Source organism: Bacillus andreraoultii (assembly GCF_001244735.1).
Taxonomy (GTDB): Bacteria; Bacillota; Bacilli; order Bacillales; family Caldibacillaceae; genus Caldifermentibacillus; species Caldifermentibacillus andreraoultii.
Window position 1 is genome coordinate 1,411,485 of record NZ_LN868937.1, and the last position, 25,958, is coordinate 1,437,442.

The 25,958-nt window shown below is 35.6% G+C and carries 23 protein-coding genes and 2 pseudogenes; 18 read left to right on the forward strand and 7 right to left on the reverse strand.

Annotated features, from left to right (window positions below):
• Positions 1-17: 17 nt before the first annotated feature.
• Positions 18-290 carry a YqzE family protein gene (locus BN2144_RS11900; RefSeq protein ID WP_326564336.1) on the forward strand — a complete coding sequence of 91 codons (273 nt, stop codon included), beginning with the start codon at positions 18-20 and terminating at the stop codon, positions 288-290.
• Between the two features lie 107 nt (positions 291-397).
• On the opposite strand, the gene BN2144_RS11905 is transcribed toward BN2144_RS11900, so the two are convergent.
• Both BN2144_RS11905 and BN2144_RS11910 read right to left on the reverse strand, forming a co-directional pair.
• Positions 398-1,198: a YqhG family protein gene (locus BN2144_RS11905; RefSeq protein WP_033828619.1), complete on the reverse strand. Its 801-nt coding sequence runs from the start codon at positions 1,196-1,198 to the stop codon at positions 398-400.
• The gene (locus BN2144_RS11910) at positions 1,167-2,861 is read right to left on the reverse strand and encodes a DEAD/DEAH box helicase (protein ID WP_033828431.1); all 1,695 of its coding nucleotides are present in this window, start codon (positions 2,859-2,861) and stop codon (positions 1,167-1,169) included. Before BN2144_RS11910 ends, BN2144_RS11905 begins: the two co-directional genes overlap by 32 nt.
• 271 nt (positions 2,862-3,132) lie before the next feature.
• Between BN2144_RS11910 and gcvT the strand changes: the two genes are divergently transcribed.
• Genes gcvT through gcvPB form a run of 3 tightly spaced genes read left to right on the forward strand, consistent with a single transcriptional unit; the run spans position 3,133 to position 7,081 of the window.
• Positions 3,133-4,233, forward strand: coding sequence for a glycine cleavage system aminomethyltransferase GcvT (gene gcvT, locus BN2144_RS11915; protein ID WP_033828432.1), 1,101 nt, complete (start codon positions 3,133-3,135; stop codon positions 4,231-4,233).
• A 48-nt stretch (positions 4,234-4,281) separates the two neighbouring features.
• The gene (gcvPA, locus tag BN2144_RS11920; protein WP_033828433.1) at positions 4,282-5,628 is read left to right on the forward strand and encodes an aminomethyl-transferring glycine dehydrogenase subunit GcvPA; all 1,347 of its coding nucleotides are present in this window, start codon (positions 4,282-4,284) and stop codon (positions 5,626-5,628) included.
• A complete protein-coding gene (gene gcvPB, locus BN2144_RS11925) occupies positions 5,621-7,081 on the forward strand; it encodes an aminomethyl-transferring glycine dehydrogenase subunit GcvPB (protein ID WP_033828434.1) in 1,461 nt (486 codons plus the stop codon). Before gcvPA ends, gcvPB begins: the two co-directional genes overlap by 8 nt.
• A 127-nt stretch (positions 7,082-7,208) precedes the next feature.
• On the opposite strand, the gene BN2144_RS11930 is transcribed toward gcvPB, so the two are convergent.
• Entirely contained in the window at positions 7,209-7,586 is a 378-nt protein-coding gene (locus tag BN2144_RS11930; RefSeq protein WP_033828435.1) for a rhodanese-like domain-containing protein, read from the reverse strand.
• A gap of 390 nt (positions 7,587-7,976) precedes the next feature.
• Between BN2144_RS11930 and BN2144_RS11935 the strand changes: the two are divergent.
• A pseudogene (locus tag BN2144_RS11935) lies at positions 7,977-8,795 on the forward strand (ribonucleotide reductase N-terminal alpha domain-containing protein); the annotation flags it as partial.
• A gap of 373 nt (positions 8,796-9,168) precedes the next feature.
• Positions 9,169-10,899, forward strand: a pseudogene (locus BN2144_RS11940) (vitamin B12-dependent ribonucleotide reductase); the annotation flags it as partial.
• Positions 10,900-11,421: 522 nt separating this feature from the next.
• Here the strand turns inward: BN2144_RS11940 and asnS are convergent.
• Positions 11,422-12,813, reverse strand: a complete 1,392-nt coding sequence (gene asnS, locus BN2144_RS11945; protein WP_033828436.1) for an asparagine--tRNA ligase — start codon at positions 12,811-12,813, stop codon at positions 11,422-11,424.
• 620 nt (positions 12,814-13,433) lie between these two features.
• Here asnS and BN2144_RS11950 point away from each other — a divergent pair.
• The gene (locus tag BN2144_RS11950; RefSeq protein ID WP_033828622.1) at positions 13,434-14,318 is read left to right on the forward strand and encodes a patatin-like phospholipase family protein; all 885 of its coding nucleotides are present in this window, start codon (positions 13,434-13,436) and stop codon (positions 14,316-14,318) included.
• A gap of 28 nt (positions 14,319-14,346) precedes the next feature.
• Here the strand turns inward: BN2144_RS11950 and BN2144_RS11955 are convergent, their stop codons facing one another.
• Complete coding sequence (locus BN2144_RS11955) at positions 14,347-14,706, reverse strand: SA1362 family protein (protein ID WP_033828437.1); 360 nt, start codon at positions 14,704-14,706, stop codon at positions 14,347-14,349.
• A 208-nt stretch (positions 14,707-14,914) separates the two neighbouring features.
• Here BN2144_RS11955 and BN2144_RS11960 point away from each other — a divergent pair, with 208 nt between their 5' ends.
• The 3 genes from BN2144_RS11960 (at position 14,915) to efp (ending at position 17,144) form a co-directional block, all read left to right on the forward strand.
• Positions 14,915-15,406, forward strand: coding sequence for a YqhR family membrane protein (locus BN2144_RS11960; RefSeq protein WP_033828438.1), 492 nt, complete (start codon positions 14,915-14,917; stop codon positions 15,404-15,406).
• A 100-nt stretch (positions 15,407-15,506) separates the two neighbouring features.
• Positions 15,507-16,568 carry a M24 family metallopeptidase gene (locus tag BN2144_RS11965; protein WP_033828439.1) on the forward strand — a complete coding sequence of 354 codons (1,062 nt, stop codon included), beginning with the start codon at positions 15,507-15,509 and terminating at the stop codon, positions 16,566-16,568.
• Positions 16,569-16,586: 18 nt separating this feature from the next.
• The gene (gene efp / locus BN2144_RS11970) at positions 16,587-17,144 is read left to right on the forward strand and encodes an elongation factor P (RefSeq protein WP_033828440.1); all 558 of its coding nucleotides are present in this window, start codon (positions 16,587-16,589) and stop codon (positions 17,142-17,144) included.
• A gap of 192 nt (positions 17,145-17,336) precedes the next feature.
• On the opposite strand, the gene BN2144_RS11975 is transcribed toward efp, so the two are convergent.
• Complete coding sequence (locus BN2144_RS11975; RefSeq protein WP_082195149.1) at positions 17,337-18,560, reverse strand: ISL3 family transposase; 1,224 nt, start codon at positions 18,558-18,560, stop codon at positions 17,337-17,339.
• Positions 18,561-18,845: 285 nt separating this feature from the next.
• Here BN2144_RS11975 and spoIIIAA point away from each other — a divergent pair, with 285 nt between their 5' ends.
• From spoIIIAA to BN2144_RS12015, 8 genes are all read left to right on the forward strand, one after another.
• Positions 18,846-19,775: a stage III sporulation protein AA gene (gene spoIIIAA / locus BN2144_RS11980; RefSeq protein ID WP_033828441.1), complete on the forward strand. Its 930-nt coding sequence runs from the start codon at positions 18,846-18,848 to the stop codon at positions 19,773-19,775.
• Entirely contained in the window at positions 19,769-20,284 is a 516-nt protein-coding gene (gene spoIIIAB / locus BN2144_RS11985; RefSeq protein WP_033828442.1) for a stage III sporulation protein SpoIIIAB, read from the forward strand. Before spoIIIAA ends, spoIIIAB begins: the two co-directional genes overlap by 7 nt.
• A 21-nt stretch (positions 20,285-20,305) precedes the next feature.
• Positions 20,306-20,512 (forward strand): stage III sporulation protein AC, encoded by a 207-nt coding sequence (spoIIIAC, locus tag BN2144_RS11990; RefSeq protein WP_033828443.1) that lies wholly within the window; start codon positions 20,306-20,308, stop codon positions 20,510-20,512.
• 20 nt (positions 20,513-20,532) lie between these two features.
• Positions 20,533-20,916, forward strand: a complete 384-nt coding sequence (gene spoIIIAD / locus BN2144_RS11995) for a stage III sporulation protein AD (RefSeq protein WP_033828444.1) — start codon at positions 20,533-20,535, stop codon at positions 20,914-20,916.
• Between the two features lie 90 nt (positions 20,917-21,006).
• On the forward strand, positions 21,007-22,215 hold the full coding sequence (spoIIIAE, locus tag BN2144_RS12000) for a stage III sporulation protein AE (RefSeq protein WP_033828445.1): 1,209 nt from the start codon (positions 21,007-21,009) through the stop codon (positions 22,213-22,215).
• A 12-nt stretch (positions 22,216-22,227) separates the two neighbouring features.
• Positions 22,228-22,872 carry a stage III sporulation protein AF gene (gene spoIIIAF, locus BN2144_RS12005; RefSeq protein WP_033828446.1) on the forward strand — a complete coding sequence of 215 codons (645 nt, stop codon included), beginning with the start codon at positions 22,228-22,230 and terminating at the stop codon, positions 22,870-22,872.
• Entirely contained in the window at positions 22,869-23,519 is a 651-nt protein-coding gene (gene spoIIIAG / locus BN2144_RS12010; protein ID WP_033828447.1) for a stage III sporulation protein AG, read from the forward strand. Before spoIIIAF ends, spoIIIAG begins: the two co-directional genes overlap by 4 nt.
• A gap of 46 nt (positions 23,520-23,565) precedes the next feature.
• Positions 23,566-24,129 (forward strand): SpoIIIAH-like family protein, encoded by a 564-nt coding sequence (locus BN2144_RS12015; RefSeq protein ID WP_033828448.1) that lies wholly within the window; start codon positions 23,566-23,568, stop codon positions 24,127-24,129.
• Between the two features lie 45 nt (positions 24,130-24,174).
• Here the strand turns inward: BN2144_RS12015 and BN2144_RS12020 are convergent, their stop codons facing one another.
• Positions 24,175-25,836, reverse strand: coding sequence for an IS1182 family transposase (locus BN2144_RS12020; RefSeq protein ID WP_230199692.1), 1,662 nt, complete (start codon positions 25,834-25,836; stop codon positions 24,175-24,177).
• Between the last annotated feature and the right edge of the window lie 122 nt (positions 25,837-25,958).

Consider the following 25,958-nt stretch of genomic DNA (forward strand, 5'->3'; position numbering starts at 1 on the left):
AAGTCTTTTTTTGTTCAATGCCTTATAAATCAATGGTTGTTAACCTATTTAATATAAAAACTTTTGACAATACGAGTTTATTAAAGGGGGTGAATAGATTGAAATCAAATGACTATGTTAGCTATATTACGAAGACGGTCGTCACCCATTTACAAACGCCAAAAGAAGAACGAAAACAGCGGAAAAATGAGAAAAAGTTGCATAAAGAGCCTTTTGCATATAAATGGTTTGGAATCCTTCCTTATTCAATGAAGGCTAGTATTGAAATGATGAAGCGTCCAAAGAAATAATCAATATAAAGAAGGATGTTGGATTACAAAAGAGTAGGCCAACATCCTTTTTGCAGTTGGGAAAGCATTTAAGGTACGTAAAATCGTTAAGTAGCTTTAAGCATAAATTATTTTAACCATTGTTTTGTTAAATAGAAAAGTCCACCATTAATAATTGAAATTTCAATTTTAGGTTCATATTGTTCTTTCAAAGCCTCCTTTTCAATCATATAACGTTCTGGTTTTTCATCAATAGCTATGTAAAAAGAATCTAATAGTTGTTCATCTTCTTGCCATCGTTGTTTCGCTTCTGTTGCCCAGGAATGATTTTCTTTCATAATATCATTTTCAATATACAGTCGGATTCTTCGCAACCCACTCTCTGGTTTAAATATTGGTGTAAAAGTAAATGCGAAATCAGGGATTTTGGCAACAAGGTCAATCCCTTTATTCAGTAGATTCTGGTGGAAATCTCCCATTAAACTTCCATTTAGTAAATTCATGCCGATGGAACACAATCTGTCTTTACGTCGATCACATAAATAGCTAATTTTTAAATTTAAACAGAACCATGGGATTAAGGCAGTATGATAATTCTCTGTGCCAGGTACGTTTTCGAATAATCGAATATATCCTCCCATTTGTTTCGTTATTTGAAAAATTTGATGCAATCGGGGTGAACCGAAGTGGATGAGTTCCCCTTTTATCTCATTTGATTGTTTGAAATCAGTTATTAATGTTAACTTTTGAGGGTTTGGTATACCACCGGTTTTTTCAATATAATGCCAGTAAAAAGGACGATTCATTAGTAACTTGTCCATTTCGTTTGTGAGCTGAACGGTCATATAGGTTTCTGTATTCTCAACAATATCACAATTTGTTGTTGTAAAAAATTGATCAAGATAGGAATGAATTTCCCGCTGCTTCATCATATTCATCCTCTCTGAACTTCTCAGCCATTTCAATCACCGCCGTTAAATTATCCATTTTAATTTTCATTTCCCCTTCTGACTGTGAGTGGCCAAATATATCAATAAGATGATCTTCCAACCTGCCAAAATCAAGTTTCGTCAGTATATCATCTAACTCACCAATAACCCGTTCAAATAAATCAATTTTTTCGTATAACAATTTTAAAATATGCTCTTCAACGGTTCCTTTCGTTGCAAAATTATAAATCATGACATCTTTTTCTTGACCAAGCCGATGTATGCGTCCAATCCGCTGTTCAAGGCGCATCGGATTCCAAGGTAAATCAAAATTAATTAAATGATTGCAAAATTGTAGGTTAATCCCTTCTCCACCTGCTTCAGTTGCGATGAAAACTTGGGCATGGTTTTGAAACAATTCCTTCATCCAATCTTTTTTTCCACTTTTAAATCCGCCACGAAATGGTACAGAAGAAATCCCATGGTGTTTTAAATACCATTGTAAATATAACTGTGTTGCTCGATATTCTGTGAAAATAATGACCTTATCATTTATTGATTGAATAAGTTCCAATGCTTTTTCTGCTTTTGAATTTACTTGGATTTGTTGAATCTTTTCAGCCACCGTTTTTACAAATTGCTGCAAACTTTCACTTGGTTCCGTAGCTTTATCTAACATATTCTTTAATGTAGTAAAAACAGCTTCCTTACTACTACAAGCCTCTCTTTGTAATGTTAAAATTGAGAACGTGTTATTAAATATCCAACTATTTTGGTTGCGATGAGATGTAATATATTCATATAACTCCCGCTCTTCGTCCGAAAAATCAATAAGAACCGTTTTTACTTTTCGTTTCGTCCATTCAATTTTTGTATCATGTCTTCGGTTCCGTATCATCACTTTATTTATAAGTTCTTTTAGTTGTTTGTCGTCATATTTATCTTGATTATTTTTATAATTATCTAGAAATTCCTCGTATGTACCTAGATGTCCTGGTTTAAGTAAGGAAACTAAATTAAATATTTCCTCTATTTTATTTTGAATGGGTGTAGCAGTAAGAAGTAAACAAAATTTACGTTTTAAGTTTTGAACAAAATCATAGTTTTTCGTTTTATGATTTTTCAATTTATGGGCTTCGTCAATAATAACAAAGTCGTAACTTTGTTCTAAAATAATATCTTTATGAGGACTTTTTTTTGCTGTATCTAAGGAGGAGACCATGACGTCTACGATTTCCCAGCTATAATTTTTCCGATAGGCAATTGCAGGTATGTGAAACTTGCTATTTAACTCCATCACCCACTGCGAAACTAAGGAAGCGGGGACTAAAATGAGAATTTTTTTAGCTAAGCCACGAATCATATATTCTTTTAAAATAAGTCCTGCTTCAATGGTTTTTCCAAGTCCAACCTCATCAGCTAATATTGCTTTTCCGTTCATTCTTTCAATTACTTGCTCGGCGGTTTCGATTTGATGAGGCAATGGTTTTAGTTGTGGTAAAAATTTTGGGGCCATTAACCCAAAAAACTCTGGAATAAGTAAATGTGTCTCTGCCTCAATCGCTAAATTATATAGATTCCAGTTCGACCATGGTCCATCGTCATTTAGTTTTGTAAAAAAATCCTCTTGCCATGTTGTGTCAAAATGTATTGTAACATCCATAGAAACACTCCTTCCTGACGATGAAATGGTTGAAAAATACACAGAAACAATGATACGATGTAAATAAAGTTACAATTTTAATAAAGTTTTGTGAAAAAGGAAATTTGTAACGTATTATAAAAGTAGTATGCCCTTTATCGTAATATTTATCCAAAGTAATCAAATGATAAAATTCAATTGTACATAAAAGTTATGAAACTATTTGATCAGTCTATTGGAGTATTTAGAGGACATATGTAATGAATGTACATAGTGTAAAGGGGGATAAAGAATGGAGGATTTAAAGAAAACTCCACTATATGGTCTTTATCAAGAAATAGGTGCAAAAGTAATTGATTTTGGTGGCTGGGCATTACCTGTACAATTTTCTAGTATAAAAGAAGAGCATCATGCAGTTCGAAGTTGCGCAGGGCTTTTTGACGTCTCACACATGGGAGAAATCGTAGTAAAGGGGCGAGAAGCTGAAAATTTTTTACAGAGGATGTTAACGAATGATTTAACAAAACTAAAAGTAAATAAGGCGCAGTACACGCTTTTATGTAATGAAAATGGTGGAACGATAGATGATTTATTAGTTTACAAGTTAAGTGACGAGGTGTTTCTACTTGTTGTCAATGCTGCGAATACGGCAAAGGATTTTGAATGGTTAACAGCTCATCTGGAAGGGGAAGTTGAAATTATTGATGTTTCGAATGAATACGCTTTATTAGCCTTCCAAGGTCCGATGGCAGAAAACGTTCTTCAACGGTTAAGTAATACAAATCTATCTGAAATACCATTTATGGGATTTAACCCAAATGTAGAAATTGTCGGGAAAACAGTGCTCATTTCCAGAACAGGCTATACTGGCGAGGATGGTTTTGAAATTTACTGCGACCCTATAGATGCTAGATTTCTTTGGGAGAAAATTTTAGAGAGTGGAAAAGAAGAAGGAATTGTCCCATGTGGTTTAGGAGCTCGCGATACATTACGATTCGAAGCGTGCTTACCGCTATATGGTCAAGAATTATCCCAGACGATTTCCCCTATCGAGGCCGGATTAAAGTTTGCTGTGAAAGTGAACAAAGAAATTGATTTTATTGGAAAATCTGCTCTAAAGAATCAAATAGAACAAGGGGTAGAACGAAAATTAGTTGGTATTGAACTGATTGAAAGAGGAATTCCTCGTACTGGATATAAAGTTTTTCAAGAAGATGTTGAAATAGGTGTTGTAACAACAGGTACTCAATCACCGACATTGAAAAAGAATATTGGTCTTGCCCTTGTCAAAAGTAACCGTGCAGATATTGGGGATGAAGTCACTGTAGAGATTCGTAATAAATATGTATTAGGGAAGGTAATTCCAACACCATTTTATAAAAGACAGAAATAATAGCAAAATTCATTATTACGAATGACTGTAGAAAAGAGGGGAAATGATATGGCTTTTCGTTATTTGCCGATGACTGAACAAGATAAAAAGGAAATGTTAGATAAAATAGGCGTTCGTTCAGTCGATGAACTGTTTTCGGATATTCCTGAGGCGGTTCGATTTAAAGGACAATTAAACATAAAAGAAGCAAAATCAGAAACTGCACTATTTAAAGAACTATCTAATATGGCTGAAAAGAATGTGCATGTTAAAAAATACACAAGTTTTCTGGGTGCAGGTGTATATGACCATTATATTCCGTCTATAGTCGACCATGTTATTTCACGATCGGAATTTTATACGGCTTACACACCGTATCAGCCGGAAATTTCTCAAGGGGAATTACAGGCGATTTTTGAATTCCAAACAATGATTTGTGAATTAACTGGAATGGATGTTGCTAATTCATCGATGTATGACGGTGGGACCGCTCTAGCGGAAGCGGCTATGCTTGCAGCAGGCCAAACGAAAAGAGGAACCATTCTTTTATCTGAAGCTATCCATCCGGAATATAAAGATGTTGTAAAGACTTATGCAAAAGGGCAAAAAATTGAAGTAAAGGAAATCCCACTAACGAATGGTGTTACCGATATGGAGGTTTTAAAATCACAGTTAACAGATGACGTTGCAGCAGTACTTGTTCAATACCCAAACTTTTTTGGTAGAATTGAACGCTTAAAAGAACTAGAACCAATTATACATGGTAATAAATCATTGTTTGTTGTATCTGCTAATCCAGTTGCCTTAGGAATTTTAGCACCTCCTGGTCAATTTGGTGCGGATATTGTAACAGGAGATGCTCAACCATTTGGTATTCCACAATCTTTTGGCGGACCGCACTGTGGTTTCTTTGCGGTAACAAAAAAATTAATGCGTAAAATTCCTGGTCGATTAGTAGGACAAACGATAGATGAAGAGGGACGTCGTGGCTTTGTATTAACTTTACAAGCAAGAGAACAACATATTCGAAGAGAAAAAGCGACTTCAAATATTTGCTCGAACCAAGCGTTGAATGCATTAGCTGCGAGTGTAGCTATGTCTGCTCTTGGAAAAAAAGGTATTCGAGAAATGGCCATTGCAAATATGGAAAAAGCGAATTATGCAAAAAATAAATTTCAAGAAATTGGAATTGAAATTGCTTATGAAGGGCCCTTCTTTAATGAATTTGTTGTGAAACTAGATAAACCAATTCACGACTTGTCGGAACATTTGTTAGAAAAAGGTATGATTGCTGGGTATGACTTAGGAAATGTAGATGAGAAGTACTCTGGTCAAATGCTTATCTGTGTGACTGAAGTCCGAACAAAAGAAGAAATTGATCAATTCGTTATGGAAGTGGGTGCTTATCATGAATAAGGAAAACATGCCGCTTATTTTTGAAATAACTAAACCCGGTAGAATCGGTTATTCATTACCTGAAAGAGATGTACCTGAGGTCGGTATAGAATCTTTAATCCCAAATGAGTACATTCGTATGGAAGAGCCAAATCTTCCGGAAGTTTCCGAGCTTGATATTATGCGACATTATACAGCTCTTTCGAAGAGAAATCATGGCGTTGATTCAGGATTTTATCCGCTTGGTTCTTGTACAATGAAATATAACCCAAAAATAAATGAAGATGTGGCAAGACTACCTGGATTTGCTCATGTTCATCCGCTTCAAGATGAACGAACTGTTCAAGGTTCTTTAGAATTAATGTATGATTTAATGGAACAATTAAAAGAGATTACTGGTATGGACGAGGTAACATTACAACCGGCAGCTGGTGCACATGGTGAATGGACAGGACTCATGTTAATACGTGCCTTTCATGAGGCGAATGGAGATTTTCATAAAACAAAAGTAATTGTACCAGATACAGCCCATGGTACAAACCCAGCATCCGCAACTGTTGCAGGATTTGAAACGATTACAGTTAAATCGAATGAAAATGGCCTTGTAGATCTCGATGATTTAAGACGTGTTGTTGGAGCGGATACGGCTGCACTCATGTTAACAAATCCGAATACGCTAGGCTTATTTGAGGAAGATATTGTTGAAATAGCGGAAATCATCCATGGCGTTGGTGGTAAAATCTACTATGATGGTGCGAATTTAAATGCAATTATGGGGAAAGCACGACCGGGTGATATGGGATTTGATGTTGTTCATTTAAATCTTCACAAAACATTCACTGGCCCTCATGGTGGAGGAGGTCCGGGTAGTGGTCCTGTAGGAGTGAAGAAAGATTTAATTCCATTTTTGCCTAAGCCGGTGTTAGTAAAGCGTGATGAGAGTTACCATTTTGATTACGACCTACCACAATCAATTGGTCGAGTAAAACCATTTTATGGCAACTTTGGAATTAATGTTCGTGCGTATACATATATTCGTACAATGGGACCCGATGGTTTGCGAGAAGTTACAGAAAATGCAGTGATTAATGCAAATTATATGATGCGTTCACTCGAACCTTACTATGACTTACCATATGATCGTCATTGTAAACATGAATTTGTAATCAGTGGTAGACGTCAGAAAAAACTAGGAGTTCGTACACTAGATATTGCTAAGAGATTACTGGATTTTGGGTTTCATCCACCAACAATTTACTTTCCATTAAATGTGGAAGAATGTATGATGATTGAGCCGACAGAAACAGAATCAAAAGAAACATTAGATGCGTTTATCGATACAATGATTCAAATCGCAAAAGAGACAGAGGAAAACCCTGAAATTGTTCAAGAAGCTCCACATTCAACAGTTGTTAGCCGACTTGATGAAACAAAAGCGGCCCGGAATCCGATTTTACGTTATATAAAAGAGTAATTTAAAAAATAACAACCGTTCTAGTTGATCGGTTGTTATTTTATTTCGTATTAAGAAGGGTTGGTATATGGGTAGCATGTGTTACCGGTTACTGGAGTATTGCCAGCACCACTTCTTTCCCGTTAACTTATTTTCCAACTTTAATTCGGCCTGTCCATTTTTTAAAGCCGCCCTTTAGTTGATATAGTTGCTTGTAACCTTTTTTATAAAGCATTTGAGCCGCTCTACCACTTCGACTCGCACCTTGGCAGTATAAATAGACGGGTTTATCTGGACGGATTTCTTTCATCCGCATTTTTAATTGTGTTAATGGTATGTTTCTTGCACCTAAAATATGGCCTGATTCATACTCATTCGGTTCACGAACGTCAATTAACTGTGCCTTTCGGTAACCTTCAATAAATTCCTCTTGTGTTAATGTGTTGATTATTTTCTTTTGGTAAAAATAATTAAATAACCAATAACCTAGTAGTGCAAAGATAATTATAATCAAGACATATATCATGTTTGTTCCCCCTTTCACTCATACTTGTGCACTAATTAATATTATATAAGTGAAACGCGATGAACGCAAAATAATTTGGGAATCCATAATCATTTTTCCACCAATTTTTAGAGTTTCAATACTTTATTTTTATGATTACGTCTGATAGAATTTATTCTTGTTGAAAGAAAAAACTAAAACCGACAAAGATAGTTTAAAAGTCATTTTTTTTAGGAGGTCTTGACAAAATTAGTCGAATATGCTTTTAAACACAATATATAGATGATAAAAATATTTTACGGCACTATATATTGAATATGTAGTCTTTATATGATATTGTAAAAAGTATAATAAATAACTAGTTTTTTACTAGAATTGTGATTTTATCATGTTAATAAAGGAGATGGATGTATGGCTGTTGCATTTAAAGAGACACCAAAACTAAATACTAAAAAGCTGAATGAAGCGATTCGTCTTTTTCCACAAGTTCATCCAATTACGGAAGATATGAAAACGACATTTAAAGGTGTATCTAGACTCGTCATGCTCGATCGCTATTCATTTAAAGACACTGAAAAGTTGACTTTATCTGAAGGCGATTTTGTTGTGTTAACTGTAAAAGAAGATCCTAAATTTCCAGCGAGAGGATTAGGTTACATTGTAAACATTGATTGGGAGCAAAAGAAAGCTTCTATATTAGTAGAAGAAGAGTATCGAGGTGTTCTGGATACAGAAGAAGAAAGAGAATCAGGTATCATTACCCGATCATTGGATGTTATTGAAAAACCGCTAGAAATCTATTATGAACAAATTGCTAAACGGAATGCAACAGGCCTTGCAGAAGTTGAAGACACAGAGGAAAAACGACAAGAATGGACCCGGAAGTTTTATGAAGAGCTTGTCCAGTTAAACTTCATCCCGGCTGGTCGTGTTCTTTACGGGGCTGGTTCAAATAAGGAAGTTACTTATTTTAACTGTTACGTCATGCCTTTTGTACAAGACTCGCGTGAAGGTATTTCTGAACATCGGAAAAAAGTAATGGAAATTATGAGTCGAGGTGGAGGAGTTGGTACGAATGGTTCGACATTAAGACCTCGAAATACATTAGCAAGAGGCGTAAACGGTAAATCAAGTGGTTCTGTCTCATGGTTAGATGACATCGCGAAACTAACTCATCTTGTTGAACAAGGTGGATCAAGACGCGGTGCTCAGATGATAATGTTAGCGGATTAAGAAATATTGTGACAAATTAATGAACAGACATTTGGAAAAGAAGAACAATTTGTCTAGATGTTAGTCCGCGTCATTCAGAAGATGAATGACTAGAAAATCGGGTGAATTGCGGGGAAATCCTTAGAGGCTAACAAGCTACAACGTGACTGGAAACGGTGAGCGTGAATGCTTAAAAATTGTTAGCATTGGACAATCCGCAGCCAAGCGTCATTGGGCATAGGTAATGGCGAAGGTTCAACGACTAGGGAGTGAGTCCCAACAATAATCTCCCATAAGCGCCCGACCCCTACTAGAGAGCTAGAGGGTGATGATATAGTCTAGTCCGACTGCAAAAAGGCAGTGTAATATCCTGAAAGGGACGGTAATAACGTGGCACCCTGATATAATTGAATTTATCATATCGAAAATGCAAAACCCAAGAATATTACGATTCTTAATTGAAAATACCGAAGACGAACAAATTAAAAAACTTGCTGAAGAGAAATTGAAATTTATTCCGTTAAAAGAAAAAGAGCGGACAATGTACGAAGGAATTGTTCGATTCAAAGATATTCCTGGCTTTGGTGGATTTACGAAAGAAATCATTGAAGACGCTGAAGAAAAATTACGTGATGGTGGAACGTATGATGTTAACAATCCAGAATTTTTAACGGGGGCTAATATTTCCGTATGTATTACAAAAGAATTTATGGAAGCTGTTGAAAATGATAGTGAATATGAACTACGCTTCCCGGACGTAGAGAGATATAATCCGGAAGAAATGAAAGAATATAACGAAAAATGGCATGAAGTCGGCGATGTTCGAGAATGGGAAAAAAGTGGGTTTCGTGTTCGCACTTACCGTAAAATCAAGGCAAAAGAATTATGGAATTTGATAAATATTTGTGCAACATATTCAGCAGAACCTGGAATTTTCTTTATCGACAATGCGAATGATATGACAAATGCCCGCGCCTACGGACAAAAAGTTGTCGCAACAAATCCGTGTGGAGAACAACCGCTCGCACCATATTCTGTATGTAATTTAGCTGCAGTAAATTTGGCAAATATGGTCAATAGAGAAACAAAACAAGTGGACTTTGAAAAATTAAAACAAACGGTTAGAACCGGAGTAAGAATGCAAGATAATGTCATTAATGCGACTCCATACTTTTTAGAAGAAAATAAAAAACAAGCGCTTGGTGAACGCCGGGTAGGTCTTGGTGTAATGGGTCTTGCCGATTTACTCATTTATTGTGAAAAAGAATATGGATCTAGTGAAGGAAATGAGCTTGTCGACAGAGTGTTTGAAATAATTGCGACGACAGCTTATCGTGAATCTGTTGAATTGGCGAAAGAAAAAGGTAGTTTCCCATTTTTAGTTGGTGAAACCGAAGAAGAAACAAATCGTTTACGTGCTGCTTTTATCGAAACGGGCTATATGAAGAAAATGCCTGAAGATATAAGAAAATCCATACTAGAAAACGGAATTCGCAATTCTCATTTGCTAACCGTTGCGCCAACTGGATCCACAGGTACAATGGTTGGGGTATCAACGGGTCTTGAACCTTACTTCTCCTTCACCTATTATCGAAGTGGTCGTCTTGGTAAATTTATTGAAGTGAAGGCAGAAATTGTTCAAGAATATTTAGATAAACATCCAGAAGTTTCATCTGATGAATTACCGAATTGGTTCGTTACAGCAATGGAATTAGCACCGGAAGCCCATGCCGATGTTCAATGTGTGATCCAACGTTGGGTTGATTCATCAATTAGCAAGACCGTTAATGCACCACAAGGATATACAGTAGAGCAAGTACAAAAAGTATATGAACGTCTTTACAATGGCGGTGCAAAGGGTGGAACGGTGTATGTTGATGGAAGTCGTGATTCCCAAGTATTAACATTGAAAGCTGAAGAAAACAGTCATCAAGAAGAACATCATCATGATATACCAAAAGTTGTACTTGTTGAAACGATTCAAGATCTTCGTTCAACAGATGTGACAATTGGTTCTGAAATTGGCGATACTTGTCCGGTTTGTCGCAAGGGAAAAGTGAAAGAGATTGGTGGTTGCAACACTTGTGATAACTGCGGAGCTCAATTAAAATGTGGTTTGTAATCAACAGTTAAGAATTGTATGTGACCTTAAAATAAAATCATTCTGTTTTTAAACAGATGTATCGATGAAAATAACGCCGATTGGCTGTCTTGTTAAAGATGAAAAAAGAGGCGGAGTTTGACAAAAATAAAATACATGTTTATTAACAAGAAGCTTTCCTTTTGCCTTATGCGTTAAGAAAGTAGAAGTTGAATTGAATAATATTTACTTTCTTATTCCTTTTAAAATGTATGAAATGAAGATTAGGGTAACAACTCCATGCTGAGTCGTTACCCTTTTGTAATAGATTGAGCTATGGGTGCTAGGAAAAATGTCACTTTGTAGGATAAAATTCGGTTGTAAATCGAAGGAATTGATAAAAAACTTTGGACTTGATCCTTTAGACAACCAAAGAAACTAAGGTTTGCTTGATGAGAAAGAAAGTTTTTCGACTTTGATGTAGCTGCTAGATCCTTCCTATTAGCAAAAAAGACAATAGAATGCCAAAGCACTCTACTGTCTTCGTGTATAAACTTAGTTTAATTAAAATTCTGCATTTCCTGGTGTACGTGGGAACGGTATTACATCGCGAATGTTCTTCATTCCAGTTAAGTACATAACAAGTCGTTCAAAACCAATTCCATAGCCAGAATGCTTTGTACCACCGTATTTTCTAAGCTCGAGATACCACCAGTAGTCTTCTTCCGTCATTCCAAGCTCTTTAATTCTATTTGCAAGAACATCTTCTCTTTCTTCACGTTGACTTCCCCCAATTAACTCACCAATACCGGGAACTAATAGGTCAGTAGCAGCCACTGTTTTACCATCGTCGTTTGCTCTCATATAAAATGCTTTAATTTCTTTCGGATAATCGGTTACGAAAACAGGACGTTTATAAATTTCCTCGCTAAGATAACGTTCATGTTCTGTTTGTAAATCCATTCCCCATTCAACAGGGTAGTCAAATTTCTTACCAGAGTTTTTTAACAATTCAACAGCTTCTGTATACGTAACTCTGCCGAAATCAGATTCTACTGCATTCTTTAATCTGTCAATAAGCGTCTTATCAATAAAACGGTTGAAGAAGGCCATTTCTTCAGGGGCATGTTCAAAAATGTAATGAATGACATACTTGACCATTTCTTCACCGAGATCCATAATATCTGGTAATTCTGCAAAGGCAACTTCTGGCTCAATCATCCAGAATTCTGCTGCATGTCTCGCTGTATTTGAATTTTCAGCCCTAAAGGTTGGACCAAAAGTATACACATTTCGGAAAGCGAGTGCAAAGGATTCTGCATTTAATTGACCACTAACAGTTAAGTTCGTTTCTTGACCGAAGAAATCTGCGCTGTCATCTACTTTTCCATCTTCAGTTTTTGGGAGCTGGTTCAAATTCATTGATGTGACGCGAAACATTTCCCCAGCACCTTCCGTATCACTTCCGGTTATAATCGGTGTATGGACATAAACAAATCCTTTTTCTTGAAAGAACTTATGTATGGCGTAAGACGCTAGAGATCTTACTCTGAAAACAGCTGAAAAGGTATTTGTTCTTGGACGTAAATGTGCAATCGTTCTTAAATATTCAAGGGAATGTCTCTTTTTTTGTAAAGGATAATCCCCGTCTGATAACCCTTCAATACAAATTTTTGTTGCTTTAATTTCAAAAGGCTGTTTCATCTCTGGTGTCAAAACAAATTCACCTTCTACTAATACAGAAGAGCTGATTGGTAATTTTGTAATTTCTTTGAAGTTGTCAAGAGATTCCTCGAAAACGACTTGTACACTTTTAAAAAATGTTCCGTCATTTAATTCCATAAATCCAATCGTTTTGGAGTCACGAAGCGTACGAATCCATCCTGAAAGTTGAACCGTTTTGTCCTTGTAATTTTCTTGATTTCTGTATAAATCTTTTACTACAGTCCTTATCATAGTTAGCCTCCTAATGGTAATTTTTTACAAAAAAAGCCTTCTATCCCCAACATAAAGGACGAAAGGCAAACTTCCGCGGTACCACCCAAATTGTCATCATCTGACCAACTTTAAAGCTAATATTGCTTTCCCAGTCGTTAAAGTGCTGGTAACGTCTAAGCCTACTAAAGATATCCCATTCGGTTAGATCTCAAAGGTGTTTTTCATACATTGCTTCATCACCAGGCTTTCACCGTCCCTGACTCGCTACCTGATGATAGCAAAAACTACTTTCCTCTTCATCGATTTACGTGTATTAAATAAAAAAAAACAATTTTCATTGTAATAATTTATCATAAAACATCATATTTTGTCTAGTTCGCTTATAGTTTTGAAACTTAAATGTTTAACATTTGACGTTAATAAGTCAAAAGGTATACAAATGAAATGATAAAATGATGAAAATGGGAATTAAAAAGAATGAAATCAAACAAATTCTTCAACATAATCTTGAAATTTTCATAAAAAAGCTTGCCAACAGTACTATTTTCAAGACGAAACGATTAATATTGAATGATAAAGTAAAATGTTTATTTCCGACTTTCGTTTGTCAAAGAATAACGATACGGGGGCGGTTACAAATGTATATTGACGGGGTATTCTCAGGTGGTGGGATTAAAGGGTTAGCCTATATTGGTGCTTACCAAGCTTTAGAAGAAAAAGGCTTTAAGTTTAAACGTGTAGCAGGTACGAGTGCTGGTGCAATTATTGCCGCGCTCATTGCTGCAGGGTTTAATAGTGAGGAAATGTATGAGGAGTTGGATAAATTAGAATTAACAATGATGCTTGATGAGCCGAAAACCTTCATACCGCTCAAAGTATTGAAATGGATACCCATTTATTGGCGACTTGGAATGTACAAAGGACAAGCGTTAGAAAACTGGTTTGATCAAACATTACAAAAAAAAGGTGTACGAACGTTTGGTGATCTTCCTCCTGGTGTATTACGAATTATTGCTTCAGACTTATCTAATGGTCGTATCCTCGTTCTCCCTAATGATCTTTATAAATACAATATTCCTTTTGAAAGCTTTCCAATTGCAAAAGCAATTCGCATGAGTTGTAGTTTACCTTACTTTTTTGAACCAGTTCGTATCAAGATGAATCAACGTAAAATTATCATCGTTGATGGTGGTGTGCTTAGTAATTTCCCAATGTGGTTATTTGACCAAGAAAATGTGATTAAGGAACGCCCAGTACTCGGAATAAAACTTAGCCCAAATAATAATGAGCGCCCCCCAAAGGAGATAAAAAATGCTCTTCAAATGTTCGAAGCTTTATTTTCAACGATGAAAGATGCCCATGATTCACGATATATTTCTCAAAAGCATGTGAAGAATATAATATTTATCCCAACAGATGGTCTTCTAACGACTGAATTTGGAATAACAGAAGAAGGGAAATCAAATTTAATTGAACTCGGTAGAGAACGAACGTTAAACTTTTTAAAAAAATGGACTTTTTAATTATACGAATGGAGCGAAAATTAAAAGATTAATGAAGAGCACGATTTTTTTTCTTCCCTTTTTTTCCTTCGATGACTGTCAAGTGGGCATTAGATGCATATCTTTTTCGTAAAGCTTGTTGCTTTCTAATATTTGCCTGCTTGGCCCCTTTTTTTGTTCTTTTTTTGGATTGCCTGGCTGCCTTTATAAATGCTTTTTGTTCCTTCTTAATGGATTGATTCGAAAACATAAATCTTTTCATAACAAAGTAAACGATTCCAATTACTATTATACTTCCTACAATATACCGAACTAAGCGGATAGGTTCGTTAAATAGCAAAACGAGGAGACCGATAACTCCTAATAAAAAAATGAAACTTGTTAAATACTTTGATAACTTTCCATTCATCAGGACCACCTCCTATAAGCATCATAAGCAAAAAGTTTATATTTTAAACATCAATCATAACAAATTATCTCATAAAATAAGTAAGTAAAAATATATGAATCCCCTAATTATATTTTACAAAAAAATAGCAGAAAGCTCTACATTAATGCGGATAATTCATGAAAAAACACAATTAATCAGGACATACTATTATTGGAGGTGTTTTTTTGTGGGAAAAGCAAAATTAGAACAAAATCAACATGCTAAACCAATGTCACTTGCAACAACTTCTGCCATAACCGGTTTTATCGGTGGTGTATTTTGGGGGGCAATTAGCTATATCGCATATTATTTTAATTTTACAGAGATCAGACCGAGTACAGTTTTAGAACCGTGGGCAGTAGGAGAGTGGAAAACAGGCTGGATTGGCGTGATCATTTCGTTAATTGTGCTAGGTGTTTTAGGAGTTGTTGCAGCATTCCTATACTACTTTACATTAAAAAAATTTTCGAAAATGTGGGTTAGTCTTGCATACGGAACGGTTCTCTTTCTTGTCGTATTCATTATATTAAATCCTTTATTCCCAGGTTTTAACCCAATAACAAAGTTAGATCGTAATACAATTCTTACTACTTTTTGTTTATATTTATTATTCGGTATGTTTGTTGGTTATTCGATATCATATGAATATCAAGAAAAGAAAGAACAAAATGAGTTATAATTATTAAATAACTTGTATATTGGCTTACAAGTTTCTCTGTAAAGTCATACATTATATGGTAGAATATAGGTTGTTAATGTGAAAAGGGAGAGAATAATCTATGAAAAAATTAGAGCGTCTTCGTAATGAATTTAGTCATATCGGTATACAAGCATTATTAATTACGAATCCATATAATCGTCGTTACATAGCGAATTTTACTGGCACGGCTGGAGTAGCATTGATAACAGAAGACAACGCGTACTTCATAACAGATTTCCGATATGTTGAGCAAGCGAAAAGACAAGCGGTTGGATTTGAGATCGTTCAACATGTTGGTCCAATTCCAAAAGAGGTTGCTCGCATCTGTAAAGAGAAGGGAATCGAACAATTAGGATTTGAAGAAGAAGATATCACCTATGCCATGTATCAAGTATATGATAAAGAGATTGAAGGTACGTTAATCCCAGTCCGTGGAGTAGTGGAAAAATTACGGTTGATTAAGACGGTAGAAGAGATTAATATAATAAAGGTGGCTTGTGATATTGCCGATGCAGCTTTTAAACATATTTTAGACTTTATCCGTCCAGGCTTGACTGAATTAGAAGTAGCAAATGAACTTGAATTTTTCATGAGAAGATGTGGAGCGACGTCATCTTCTTTCGACACAATTGTAGCGTCAGGGCTAAATTCTGCTTTACCTCATGGTGTTGCCTCTAGTAAAGTGATTGAAAAAGGTGATATGATCACAATGGACTACGGTGCCTATTATAATGGGTATGTTTCAGATATAACCCGTACGATTGCAGTAGGTGATCCTGGTGAGGAATTAAAAAGAATTTATCAAATTGTTTTAGATGCACAGTTAAAAGGAATGGAACAAATTCGTCCAGGAATTACTGGTAAAGAAGCGGATGCAATAACGCGCGATTACATAACAGAACACGGTCACGGTGATGATTTTGGCCATTCGACTGGCCATGGAATTGGTTTGGAAATCCATGAGGGCCCAGCACTTTCCAAAAACTCGGATATTATTCTTGAACCAGGCATGGTTGTAACGTGCGAACCAGGAATTTATGTACCAGGTTTAGGTGGCGTTCGAATTGAAGATGACTTAGTCATAACCGATCAGGGTAATGAACCACTTACCCATTCAACAAAAGAACTTATTATTTTGTAATGATCAGGAGGAAAATACATGATATCAGTAAATGATTTTAAAACAGGTCTTACGATTGAAGTGGATGGAGGAATTTGGCGCGTACTTGACTTCCAACACGTAAAACCAGGAAAAGGTGCAGCATTTGTACGTTCAAAACTACGTAACCTTCGTACAGGAGCAGTACAAGAAAAAACATTCCGTGCCGGTGAAAAAGTAGAAAAAGCGCAAATTGATAACCGTACGATGCAATATTTATATGCAAGTGGAGATTCACACGTATTCATGGATACAGAGAACTATGAACAAGTAGAACTTCCTGCTAGTCAAATCGAATACGAATTGAACTTTTTAAAAGAAAATATGGAAGTTCATATTATGATGTTTCAAGGTGAAACATTAGGTGTTGAACTACCAAATACGGTTGAATTAGAAGTAACAGATACTGAACCAGGGATTAAAGGTGATACAGCTTCAGGTGGTTCCAAGCCGGCTACCGTTGAAACAGGCCTTGTTGTTCAAGTACCATTCTTTGTTAACGTTGGTGACCGCTTAATCATTAATACATCTGATGGTTCATATGTTTCTAGAGCATAAGGAACTTTAATAGTCGTAAGATAAGAACTTTGACAACTGTTCAAGGTTCTTTTTTTATGTAAATAAGTTTCATTTCTTTAATAAAATGGTTCTTTGTCAAATGTTGGGGTTAAGCTACCGCGCTTTCGCTTGGTGACCTTTTATTGTAGGTATGAAATAAAATTCATACCTACAATAAAAGGGGGATTATTTCTAGCCTAGATGGACCCCTATTCCTTTATACTTGTGTGATAACAATATTCTAGCTCTTGCTCGTTTGAAGTTTCTGAAACCATACGCATTCCGTTTTATTACCTTTGTGTGGTTATTTATTCCTTCCAGAAATCCATTAGAATAGCTATACATAAAACTATTTAAAATTTCTTTTTCCCAGTTTTTAAACGTCCGTATGCTGCGTAGAAATTCCTGCACTCCAGTATCTCTAACTAACTGATAAAACGTGTTTAAGCCTTCTTTGGTTTTACGCATACCTTCTGAACCATTTTCTTTCGCTTGTTTGAACCATTCACAATAAGCCTCTTTTAATTGATACGCCATATCTAGTTCCTTCGACATACCACGGTATCGATCTAGGTACCATCTCTCGTTTTCGGTTAGTTTCGCACTATCTTTGTAAAATACATATCTCATTTTTTTACACTTTTTCCGGTCATAATCATTCCAATCTGACTGAATCCGCCTTCTTACTTTATCAAGTGCCCAATAGATATAGCGACAAAAATGAAAATGGTCGGCTATAATTAGTGGATGATCTAAGGCCTTTCGTACAGCCGATTTAAAGGAATGGCTCATGTCCATAATGACTATTTCTACATTGGCCCCATACTTTCGTAAGTATTGTGATATTGTTTTTCCTTTTCTATTCGGTAATATATCCAAAGGCTCTCTTGTATCTCCGTTTGCGATGATTAACTGATACTTTCCTTCTTTGGTATCCCCTTTATACTCATCTATAGCGATTACTCTCGGGAGTTCCTTAACTTCCCCTACTTCATTTTCGGCAAATGCATCAAATCGTCTTATAACCGTTGAAATCGAAGTACCATATTGTTGAGCTAGTTCCTTAAATGTTTTGGCTTGAACACTTCTCACGTTTACAGCCTGATTCCACTCTTTGGTAAACCGTTTATAACGCTCCACAAAATTGTTTTTCTCAGGAAACCTCTTCTCGCAAGCATCACAACGATATCGTCTCTTGTTATAAAAGATATAGCAGAGGCGTTCAAACCACTTTAAATGCTTGATTTTCTGCATTCGATAATCATGAATTTGTCGTGTTTTGGCACCACATCTAGGACAAGTATGTGTGCGTGCTTCCATTTCAACAAACAACGCTAATCTGTCATCCATTTGTTCCACTTTTAGTATTTTTACGTCTTCTAATCCTGGCATAATTATGTTATTATTCATTTGCACACGACTCCCTTTCTTTAACTTGTTTCTGTCAATTCAAGTATAAAAGGAAATTAGGAGTCGTGTGTCTCTTTTTTTTGAATCTTTTATTAACCCCAACATTTATTATAGAGCCAATAAAATAGATCCTCTTTAAACTCTACTCCTTAATTGAATACATCCCTTTACAGAATCAATAGAAAAAATAACAAGTTTTAATAATAGAATAGTTGTCATACTTATGATGGTCTTTAAATACATTTTAAGTAAGAAGTAGTGGACAGATTACTTTTGAAAGAGGTAATAAACATGGAAAAAGTCATACCTTATTTGCCGAATGCGATTTCCGACCAGTTAATGCATGTTCCACATGATATCCTTCAAAATATTGAGGAACTCCGAATTCGAATTAATCGACCAATTGAAATAATCGCCAATAAAAAAGTCCAATACCTTCCATATATTGTGCAAACAAAAGATGCGGAACATTTTATAAATAAAATTAGTCAGCATTCATTGTATACATTGGACGAGGAATTGAAAAAAGGCTATATCACGATTGAAGGTGGTCACAGAATTGGACTAGCTGGTAGGGTTATCCTTGACGAAGGTCATGTGAAAGCGATTCGAGATATTTCTTCATTTAATATTCGAATTGCGAGGGAAAAAATTGGGGTTGCTAACCATTGGGTTCCATATATGTATCAAGGTAAATGGAAAAATACGATGATTATCGGCCCTCCTCAAACAGGTAAAACAACATTGCTAAGAGATTTTGCAAGAATAATTTCGACTGGGAACCCTAATAAAAATATACCTCCAAAAAAAGTTGGTATCATTGATGAGCGTAGTGAAATAGCTGGCTGCGTTGGGGGCGTGCCACAACTCACTTTTGGTGTGCGGGTTGATGTGATGGATGCTTGTCCAAAAGCTGAAGGAATGATGATGATGATTCGTTCCATGAGCCCTGAGGTCCTTATTGTTGATGAAATTGGGAGGAAAGAAGATACAGAAGCAATCCTTGAAGCAGTACATGCAGGAATTCGTTTGTTCATGACGACACACGGGGAATCATATGAAGACTTGTTGAAGCGGCCGACATTACAGCCCATTCTCAAACAAAAAATTTTTGAAAGATATATTGAGTTACGAAGAGATAGTGGTCCAGGTGTGATTTCTGCGATAAAAGATGAAAACGGAAATAAAATTTTACAAAAGCGAGTGTTAAACGAATGTTAAAGCTAATTGGTGGGATTTTTATATTAATTGCCACAAGTTGGATTGGGTTTGAAATATCGAGAAGCTATACAGAAAGAACAAAACAGCTAAGATTATTAAAATCAGCATTACAAAGTTTAGAAGCGGAAATCATGTTTGGACATGCTCCACTTCATGACGCTTCTAGAAGAATTGCTAGTCAAATTGATTATCCAATTAATCGACTCTTTGAAGACTTTTCGATGCTCTTACTAAATAATGAGACAACGGCAAAAACTGCATGGGACCAAAGTTTACAAAGGGTGTGGAATAAAACGAACCTAAAAAAAACTGAACTTGAAATTTTGAAACAATTTGGAGAAACGTTAGGGAGGCATGATCGTATTCAACAGCAGAAACAAATTCAACTAACGTTAGTTCACTTAGAAAGAGAAGAAGTGGAGGCAAGAGAAAAACAAGCATCTTATGGAAAGATGATGAGAAACTTAGGTTTCCTATCAGGACTGTTCATCATAATCTTGCTGATGTAAAAGGAATAGGGAGGAAATACGATGGGCATCGATGTGGATGTGATCTTTAAAATAGCGGGTGTGGGGATTGTTGTCGCATTTTTAGTGACGATACTCGATCAAGTGGGTAAAAAAGAATATGCCCAATGGGTTACTCTTTTCGGTTTTATTTATATCCTTTTTCAAGTTGCAACAATCGTAAATGACTTGTTTCAAAAAATAAAATCAGTATTTTTATTTAACAATTAGAGGGGGGATTATCGATTGATATCCTTCAAATTGTCAGCATAGGGTTAGTGGCAACATTTCTTGCCTTAGTCTTGAAAGAACAAAAAGCAAATTTTGCCTTCTTATTAACAGTGTTTACTGGATGTATTATTTTCTTATTTCTAATCGATCAAATTTATAGTGTCATTCAAATGATCGAAAGGATTGCGATTCAAGCGAAAGTTAACTCTGTTTATGTTGAAACAATCTTAAAAATCATTGGTATCGCATATATTGTTGAATTTGCCGCTCAAATAACAAAAGATGCGGGGCAAGGTTCAATTGCTTCAAAGATTGAAATGGCAGGGAAAATTATTATTTTGGCCATGGCGGTTCCAATATTGACTGTTTTAATTGAAATGATATTAAAAATGATTCCATCATAGAAGATATTTACTGTAGCTAGAAATGAACCTTTGTTAATGACTTTGTAATAGATATAGTAAGAAGTTATGCTCGTACATTGAGGTGAAAAGATGAAGCAAAGTACATTATTTAAATCATTGCTCCTAGCAATCGGAATATTTTTCCTGTGGACAAGCATATCTTTCGCCAATGAAACGAATGGTGAAGAATTACAGGAAAATTCTAACACAGCAGTAGATCTTGTCAATGAACAAATAGATAAACTTGATTTGAGTGAAATTCAAACATTTTGGGATCAAATTATGAAAGAGTATGGGGGCTTTTTGCCAGAATTAGAAAAAGGGAGTTTAGTTGACTATATAAAAGGTGTGGATGAATTCTCTTTTAAAAACTGGGCAACGGGTACGTTTAAATTCATTTTTCATGAGATGGTCGTTAATGGAAAATTAATTGTTACCTTAATTATGTTAACTATCTTTAGTATGTTTCTTCAGTCATTACAAAATGCATTTGAGACAACAACTGTTTCCAAGATTGCTTATTCTATTGTTTTTATGGTTTTAATGATTATTGCCCTAAATAGCTTTCATGTAGCAATCCAGTATGCATCGAATGCCATTCAAAATATGATTCATTTTACCATCGCCTTTATTCCAATTTTACTCGCCCTAATTGCAACGGGAGGCGGTGTAATATCGGCAAGTTTTTTTCATCCAGTTATATTATTTTTAACAAATGTTAGTGGTTTGTTCGTTGATAAAATTGTCCTTCCTTTATTATTTTTATCTGTCCTTTTAAGTATTGTAAGTACATTGACAAGTCAATATAAAGTAACACAACTGGCAGGTCTATTAAGGAATTGGAGTATTGGTTTGTTAGGTATATTTATGACCGTATTTTTAAGCGTAGTTTCTATTCAAGGATCTACAACTGCGGTGGCTGACGGTGTTGCAATAAAAACAGCGAAATTTGTTACAGGCAACTTCATCCCTGTTGTCGGAAGAATGTTTACAGATGCGGCTGATACAGTTATTAGTGCTTCTGTATTGTTAAAAAATACAGTAGGTATTGCAGGTGTGGGGATTTTATTACTCATAACATTGTTTCCTGCAGTGAAAATATTGATTATTGCCTTTATTTATAAATTTTCTGCTGCCTTATTGCAACCATTAGGTGGAGGTCCCATTATAACTTGTCTCGACGTTATTTCGAAAAGTATTATTTACTTATTTGCTGCATTAGCAATTGTATCTATTATGTTTTTTTTAAGCTTAACTGTCATCGTCGTTGCAGGAAATATAACGATGATGGTTCGATAGGCGGGTGATTAGATGGAATTTCTTACAAGTTGGATTACAAACATTATCTTGTTCATTTTACTAGCAGTCATTGTGGAATTGTTGCTGCCTCAAACTGGGCTACAAAAATACGTGAAAATGGTTATTGGCTTATTATTAATTATTATTTTTCTATCGCCCCTATTGAAACTATTGTCGACTGATGTTGATGAGGTACTGAAGAAAACTGGAATCGGTATCGATCAGGAAAATATTTCTTTAGAAAATTCTATAGAAAATAAGAAAATAGAAATACAAGCAGAACAACATGCATATATTTTAAAACAAACGGCTGTCCAATTAGAGGAGTTAACAGAAAAGGAGTTGATGGATAAGTTTCATTTACAATTTAAAAATATACAGCTTAATTTAAATAGTAAACGACAATCAACAACTTCTATGGAAGATCTATTCAATAATCTTGAAAGTATTGAAGTTTCATTGAAAAGCAAAGTAGAAACAGGGGAAAATCAAACAGTTACTCCAGTTGAAGAGGTTAGCATTCATTTAGGAGACGATAGGAATCGTGAATCTTACACTGAAGATATGAAACCTATTAAGCACTTCCTTGCTGAACAATGGGGGGTAGATGAATCAAAATTACAAATAACGATTGAAAGGGGGAATGAGGGAGGATGAGTAAAAATAAAGGACCTTTTTCCATGATAAAAAATTTATTCCAAAAAAATGGCGAAGAAAAACAAAAGCTTGAGAAGAAGCATTATATGATGATTATTCTTATTGTAGGAATCTCTATCATGTTATTCGGTAATTTTATGCAAAAAGATAAAAATCAATCCTCTAACCCTGTGGCAGTTACTTCAAATACAAATGAAGATGAGGAAGCTGAAGTTTTTGGTAGCAGTAAAAAAAGCCAACCCTCCACAATGCGCGACTATGAAGAGTATTATGAAAATCAGTTAAAAGAAGCGATAGAATCAATTGTTGGTGTTGGTGATATATCGATTGTTGTGAACGTAGACTCAACTGAGCAAGTTGTATATGAGAAAAATATAATTAATAAAAAGCAAATTACGAGTGAAACGGACTCAAATGGTGGTAAAAGAGAAGTTGAAGATAATTCAAAGGAAGAACAAATTGTAGTCATCCGTGAAGGAGATAAAGAAGTTCCATTAGTATCTGAAACAAAAAAACCAGTAATTCGTGGTGTTTTAGTTGTTGCGAAAGGTGCAGAAAATGTACAAGTAAAGAAAGCAATTATTGAAGCAGTAATGAGAACATTAGATGTTCCAAGCCACCGAGTTTCCGTACTTGCTAAAAAATAAATAATTAAATTTATATAAAGAATTGTGATAACAAGGAGGAAATAAAATGATGTTAAAAAAGCAAACGGTCTGGTTATTAACGATGCTTAGTTTAGTTGTTGTATTGTCGGTCTACTATATTACCGCAGAGCCAACAAATAATAATTTAGCAAATGTTGATGTAGGTCAAGAAGAAAAGGCAAAAGGTAAAGATGCAAAGAAAGAAAATGCAGGAATGAAAACGGAAAATACAACAATTACAGATGCGAAAGATGAAGTATTTGAAGAAATTCGTCTCCAAATGCAAGATGAACGGAGTAAAAAGTATGAAGAATTACAACAAGTTGCAGGCTCAACTGAACTACCTGTAGAAGAAAGAAGTGAGGCAAAGGATGAAATGAACCGGCTTCAACAAATTGCTGAAAAGGAAAAGTTTGTCGAAAACTTAATTATTCAAACACTAGGTTATGAGGATGCCTTAGTTCAAGCAGATGAATCAGAAGTGTTAATTACTGTAAAAGGAAAAGAACCGTCTAAAGCAAACGCGAATGAAATTATTAAAATCGTAAAAAAAGAAATGGGTAACTCTACACCAACTGTTGCTTTCCAAGGAGAAAATGAGATAAAATAAACGAATAAAAAATGCAAGATATATCAATATGAGGCTGGGACATAACTAGCCAAAAGTAGTATATAAAAAGGTTCCAGGCAATAAAAAATTTGCTTGGAACCTTTTTTGTGGGGTTTTTCCATTTCTCGTCACTATTTTACCGCTGATGGCGGTGACTTTTCTCATATTCACCGCCATCAACGCAAAGGCTAATTCATTTTTCACTTTCTGTTTTCCTCTGACGGAAAAACGAGTGAAACCTAAATTAGCCTTCAGAAAACCGAACGCTGGTTCTACATCAATTTTACGTTTTCCGTAAATTTCACCAGTTTTCTCGTCTGAAAGCTTCGTACGTACATATTCTTTTTGGGACTCCCACTTTTCATTTATGTAGACTTTTCGGTTGTTCCCTTCTTTTGCTTTCGTGCATAAATCGCGGAGTGGACAATCCGAACAGTCCTCACACTCGTACACTTTAAATTCACGGGTGAATCCGTACCTGTCTGTTCGTTTGGAATGATGGCTAAATCGTACTTTCCGACCATTTGGGCACAGAAAAGTATCTTCGTCCTCATTATATTCCCAATTATCTACATGAAAAGCGTTGTCCTTATGCTTCTTTTTCTTCTCCTTTCGATATTGATTGTATGTAATAAGTGGCGTTCGATTTCGATTCTCGATGATATCTTCATAATTCTGTTCGCTACCATATCCTGCATCCGCGACAATGAATTCCGGAAGCTCGAAAAAGTTTTCTTCAATCGTGTCGAGAAAAGGAATTAAAGTGCGTGTATCGGTCGGGTTTGGGAAAACATCGTAAGCGAGCACATATTGACCTTCCGTCGCAATTTGGACATTGTAACCAGCTTTCAATTGACCGTTCTTCATGTAGTCGTCCTTCATGCGCATAAACGTCGCATCTGGGTCCGTCTTTGAGTAACTATTGCGATCACCGAAAATCTCCATATCGTTTTGATACTTTTGTTTGCGAGTAATGTAATCCATCCATTGCTTCCGAGATTGTATGGGTAATTTGCGTTCGGAACGGAGCTTTTTCCGTTCACTCCCAACTTCAGATACTTCAATCTTTTTATTATATTCCTCGATTTTCTCGTCTAACTTTTCGACTACTTCTTCCATTTCTTTGACGGAAAGTTCCTCTTCCTTTTCTCGCTCTATTGCTGGGATGATCTCCTTCTCTAGCAGCTCATCATACAGTTGATTGGACTTTTCAATTAGCTTATCACTATATCTTTCAATGGACTTCCGCCATACAAAGGTGAACTTATTTGCGTTTGCTTCAATTTTTGTACCATCAATAAAAATGGCTTCCTCTTCAATCAATTCCTTTTCCACGAGCTGATTTCGGAACTGGACAAAGCATTCACGTAGGATGTTTTCAATGAGTGGATTAGAACGGAAGCGATTGATGGTGCGATAGCTAGGTTCATGTCCTTGAGCCAGCCACATCATGCGGATACTATCCTGTAATAAAGCTTCTATTTTACGGCCGGAAAACACGGATTGCGTATATCCACACAAAATGACTTTCAACATCATACGAGGATGATACGCGGGACGGCCGGTTTGTCGTATGAAGTCCTCGAAAGCTTCTTCGGGAATACTCTCGACAAGATCATTGATCGCAAAAGCAATATCGTTTTCTTTCAACTTAATTTCTAAATTTAGCGGTAAAACTACTTGATTCATGTTATAATGTTTAAACATAAGGGCACCTCCAAAATTATTGTTTCGTCACTTTAATTTTATCAAAAGGTGCCCTTTTTGTTTACTAGAATTGTGACAAAAAAGGCGTTGGGTCTACACTTTTTAGTGTAAGCTCCAACGCC